Annotated in this window: 3 protein-coding genes, 1 tRNA gene and 1 pseudogene; 1 reads left to right on the top strand and 4 read right to left on the bottom strand. The window is 60.0% G+C overall.

Annotated features, from left to right (window positions below):
• Positions 1-65 precede the first annotated feature (65 nt).
• The 4 genes and pseudogenes from C6W91_RS19145 to C6W91_RS19160 form a co-directional block, all read right to left on the bottom strand.
• Positions 66-599: pseudogene (locus tag C6W91_RS19145) on the bottom strand (isoprenylcysteine carboxylmethyltransferase family protein); the annotation flags it as partial.
• A complete protein-coding gene (locus C6W91_RS19150; RefSeq protein ID WP_370571396.1) occupies positions 596-1,525 on the bottom strand; it encodes an NAD(P)/FAD-dependent oxidoreductase in 930 nt (309 codons plus the stop codon). The gene C6W91_RS19150 and the pseudogene C6W91_RS19145, both read right to left, overlap by 4 nt.
• The gene (locus C6W91_RS19155; protein ID WP_370571397.1) at positions 1,522-2,739 is read right to left on the bottom strand and encodes an FAD-binding domain-containing protein; all 1,218 of its coding nucleotides are present in this window, start codon (positions 2,737-2,739) and stop codon (positions 1,522-1,524) included. The genes C6W91_RS19150 and C6W91_RS19155 overlap by 4 nt, the downstream gene beginning before the upstream one ends.
• 362 nt (positions 2,740-3,101) lie before the next feature.
• A tRNA-Ser gene (locus C6W91_RS19160) sits at positions 3,102-3,191 on the bottom strand.
• 248 nt (positions 3,192-3,439) lie between these two features.
• Between C6W91_RS19160 and C6W91_RS19165 the strand changes: the two genes are divergently transcribed.
• The gene (locus C6W91_RS19165) at positions 3,440-4,357 is read left to right on the top strand and encodes an SPOR domain-containing protein (protein ID WP_368946863.1); all 918 of its coding nucleotides are present in this window, start codon (positions 3,440-3,442) and stop codon (positions 4,355-4,357) included.
• Positions 4,358-4,578 lie beyond the last annotated feature (221 nt).

A 4,578-nucleotide genomic window follows, 5' to 3' on the forward strand; every position in this document is an offset into this window, starting at 1 on the left:
GACACACGCCCGCCGCAACGTCTCATCCTGATTGACGCGGAATCTCATCCAGTTTGTCGCGCAGCAGACATCCAGCCCAATGCACCCGATTGCACCTCAGCACCTGCATCAAAGCTGGCTTTTAGGAGGATCAGCCAGCTTGCTGAATAGGCGCCCGTTACAGCCCAGAACACTGCACCCTCGGCTTGCCACCAGACGATGCCGGACGGCGTCCATAGCGTAAACAGCGCAAGAAGCTGGATTGATGCAACGATGGCATAGGTGGTGGTGGCTAGTGTCTGACCATGAGGGCCGGGGATCAGACGGGTCAGAAAACGACCTCCAGGACCAGTCAATAGCAGCGAATGCGCCAGCGGAAACTGTGCGATAAGCGCGGCGTTGGCCAGAGCCGCCGTGGGCCACGGCACCGTGCCAAGGCTTTTGCTCAGGCCAAAAAACATCATCACAATCATCGCCAACACACCCGCTGCGAATGTCGCATGGCAAAGCACACCAATGCACAGCGCAAGAGCGATGCGCCCTGGACCTTTTGGGGGTCGCATGGCGGCGCGGATCAATGTGGTCAGCCGCGTGATACGAGGATCGTCCAAAAGAATCATGCGCGGGCCAGAATGTCGTGGGCAATGGCGGCACCGCTTTGCCAGGCGGCCTCTATCCTAGGGCCAACACACCAGTCGCCACCAAGATGCAGCGTGCCGTCCGCGCTCGTCAGGAACCGTTGATCAAGCGCCTGCGTCACTCGGGCATAGCGCCAGCGGTGAGCAGCGGCATGTGTCACACAGTCTACTGTCACACCCAGACGATCACAGAGCAAAGGCAGCATGGCATTGGCGATGGTGGGAGCGTCTTGTTCCAGATGCCTTTCGGAAAAATCTTTGCCCGCCTGCGCGACCCACAGCCCTGTGCCTGGTGGGCGGTCTGGCTTGCTGTTGTCCAGCGCGATCCAGGCCAGTGGATCGTCCCGATCTTGGCGGCTGGCAAAGGGTACGGGGGCGGTCACGGCTGCCATCAGCGTCAAGCAAGGTGCCAGCCGCACAGGGGCCAAGTCAGCGACCAGCGAGTGCTCCGCGCCCAGCAAACCCGCTACCTGCGGGGCGGGCACGGTTAGAACCACGCGTCGGGTTTGAAGGACGCTGTCACTTAGCTGCAACGCCCAGCTATCGCCGATTTGTGTGATGCCTTTGACTTGTACACCTTGACGGATGTCCAACCCGACCCCAAGCGCCTTGGCCAATGCTGACATGCCGGGCCGTCCCACGTAGCGTGAGCGATCGCCTTCATCTGGCCATCTTGCCAGTGTCCCGTCCGTGTGTAGTACTGATAACAGGGCCTCGAAACCGGGGCTTTGCGCCGTGACATATTGCGCGCCATGGTCGAATTGCATGGCACCCACCCTTCGTGTCGCCACGCGACCGCCAATGCCGCGACCTTTGTCCAGCACAACTGGGGCGAGGCCCGCGGCAGCCAGGGTCCGGGCACAAGCCAAACCTGCAATGCCGGAGCCGATGATAACGACGGGGATCATGCCAGACCCACCTGCTCAAGGATGCGTGGGATATTTTTTTTGACCTTAAAAAATCCTGCGGTGGCATGGGGCCAAATCGCTCTATCCCAATCGCGCTGCCATTCGCATAGCGTTATGCCTTGCTCGACCAAAGCTGGGGTGGCCGCATCCAGCCAATCTCGCAACGGACCGCGCGTAACAAACGGCGTGACGATCTGTGTTGCGCCCGCATCAACCGCCCAGCGCACCAAGCCCGCGGGGTCGTTGGCCTGCATCTCCACTGCCGCAACACCAACGCGCGCAGCAGCATCCGCCAATGCACCATTCTCAAATCCGAGGACAAGTTCAGAGACCGGCAATGGGGATCGCAGATGACCCACTACAAGAGTAGCCGCCGTTCGGATATCTAAAGCAGAACGGTCGAAATCCTCGACCCGGCAATCCTCGTCCGTGATCAGCAGCGCCGTTGGGCGGCCGGGTTGCGGTGATATCACAGGGCGCAGCGGCAAAACGGAGGGCAGGCCCTCAGGCTCGGTTGCCTCAAGCCCTTGTGTTACCTCGGCCAGATCACTGCGGCGCGGAGTAAACCGACCAGCTGTGAAGGTCGCGATATTCTGCGCGTCGGCTGGGTATGGCTTGCCACGCGTGTGCAGTCCCGCCACCCAGCGCCAACCCAGCGTGTTTGAGGCGGCATCACCATCCAGCAGGTTACGAAAAAAGAAATCTGCACCTAACCGCCACGGCAGCCCTAGCGTAAAGATCCAGATCGACGCGAACCACATCCGAGCGTGATTGTGGAGATAACCGGTATCCACCACTTCATCTGCCCAAGCATCAAAGTACTCCAGCCCCGTTTGCCCAGCCATTGCACGATCGACATCGCGGCGCAGGCGGCGATCACGGTCAAGCGTGGCAAGATCAGCGTCCAGCCCTTTGCGATAACTGTCCCAGACCTGCGGTCGGCGTTCCAACCAGCCTTTGAAGTAGCCGCGCCAGATCACCTCTTGCACGAACTTTTCCGCATCGTCCGGCCCATGGACGGACAGTGCCGCGGAAACCGCATCTGACTCTAGCACCAACCTACGCCGGATATAGGGTGATAGCATTGAAACTGCTTTGTGTGCGCCAGGGCCATGGTCCGTATTCCTGCCATTGGCATATCTCCGCCCCATTCGAGCCTCAAACACTGTCAAGAGTTCTTCGCCGGCGGCGCGGGTCGGGGTTAAGTCGGTCATGGAGCCAATCTCATAGTATCAGCTTATGGAGCTAACGCGTGGTCGCCAAAGTTCAACTTGGCAGAAATGCGCGACTTTACCCTAAACCACGCCGCCTTAGGGTGTCTCTGTTCGCACCGAGAGCAGATGAACCCACTTCAACTGCGGCGTAGCTCCATTTCATCAACCCACTGAAAAGGCATCACTTTTTGAATCCGTCTCGATTTGGGTGAAGGGCGGATGGAAAGAGACGCGGGGGCTTCAGAGACCAATTTCGGCAGAAACGCCAGTCTCCGAAAGTCGGATGGCCTCGCTAAACCCCTTTGAAACAAAAAGAAAAAGCGCCCCGTCAGGGACCTTATCTCGGGTTTGCAATGTGCAAGTGGCGGGGAGACAGGGATTCGAACCCTGGGAACGCTCTCACGTTCAACGGTTTTCAAGACCGCCGCATTCGACCACTCTGCCACCTCCCCGGTCCGCTGGCGGTTTAGGCCGCGCCAACGCATCGTGCAAGGGAAAATCGTGCCATCTTTTTCGAACAAGGAGCTGCGCCCGATGTAAACGCACGCGAAATAATGCCAATTGCCATGCTTTTGTGCCGCCCGCTTGGGGACAGGGTTTTCATGCAAGAAGACGCAGGCTATCATTTGCAAAATCAAACGATGACCGGGAACCCGGCAAGCAGCGCATCGCCGCTTTGAGCACAGGCAAGGGAAGAACCATGACACAGGCCAGAACTCGGGCCACGCCAATCGGAAAAACCGGCGCGCGGATCTGCGCGTCTGCTTTATGTCTGCTGATGCTGACCGCCTGTGAAGACGGCGCCGGGCTGCCGTTCCTGCAGCCCAAAGCCTCTGCGACCGACACAGCGCCGACATCCGCCAGCAGCACCAAATTGGTGGAGCGCGACGTGGAATCGCCGGATGTGTTTCAGGTGACCGAGGCTGGACTTTGGGACGGGCGTCCCTCCCTTGGCGGTGTCTGGGTGGCCCACCCCGATGCGCAGGATCCGGAACGGGTCATCATCCGCAACAGCGCCAATGGAAAATTCGTAATCGGCGCCCTGTTCCGCCGCGAGCGTGAAATTCCCGGACCGCGCATTCAGGCCTCCTCGGATGCGGCAGCGGCTCTGGGCATGCTGGCAGGCGCCCCGGTCGAACTGAACGTGACTGCCCTGCGCCGCGAAACCGCACCGGAAGAGGTCGCTGCAGAACCGGCGGAGGATGCCGCAGATACCACGGCACAGAGCGAGGCACTGACGCCCGATGCGGTTGCAGAGGCACCGCTGGACCCGATCGCCGGGGCTGCAGCAGCTATCGATGCGCCCGCACCGGATGCAACCCCAGCGTCTGCGCCTGCGAAACCACAGGCCGCGCCCGCGACGCCAAAAACACGCGTTTCGCCGCTTGAAAAACCTTACATCCAGATCGGTATCTTCAGCGTCGAGGCAAACGCCAATCGCACAGCAGGTCAGATGCGCAATGCAGGCATGATCCCGATCGTTTATGAGCAATCCTCCAACGGCAAACCCTTCTGGCGCGTTGTCGTCGGACCGGCACAGACCAAGAGCGAGCGCAGCCAGCTGCTGAAAAGCGTCAAACAGGCTGGCTTCTCGGATGCCTACGCGGTGACCAATTGACCTGCATGACGCCCCCAGCCCCGCGTCGCCTGCACACAGACCAACAAGGATGACACACCGGTGATCGATCTTGTCAAATCCGCACTGAAACTGACCGCCTGCGCCGGGTTTATGCTGAGCATTGCCTCTGTTCCGGCCTCGGCCTTTGATACAAAGGCCCGCGCCGCCTTCGTGCTAGATCAAAGCACCGATACGGTTCTGCTTTCGAAGAATGCCGAGGT

This window comes from Phaeobacter sp. SYSU ZJ3003 (assembly GCF_041300735.1).
In the GTDB taxonomy this organism is placed as follows: Bacteria; Pseudomonadota; Alphaproteobacteria; order Rhodobacterales; family Rhodobacteraceae; genus Phycobacter; species Phycobacter gallaeciensis_A.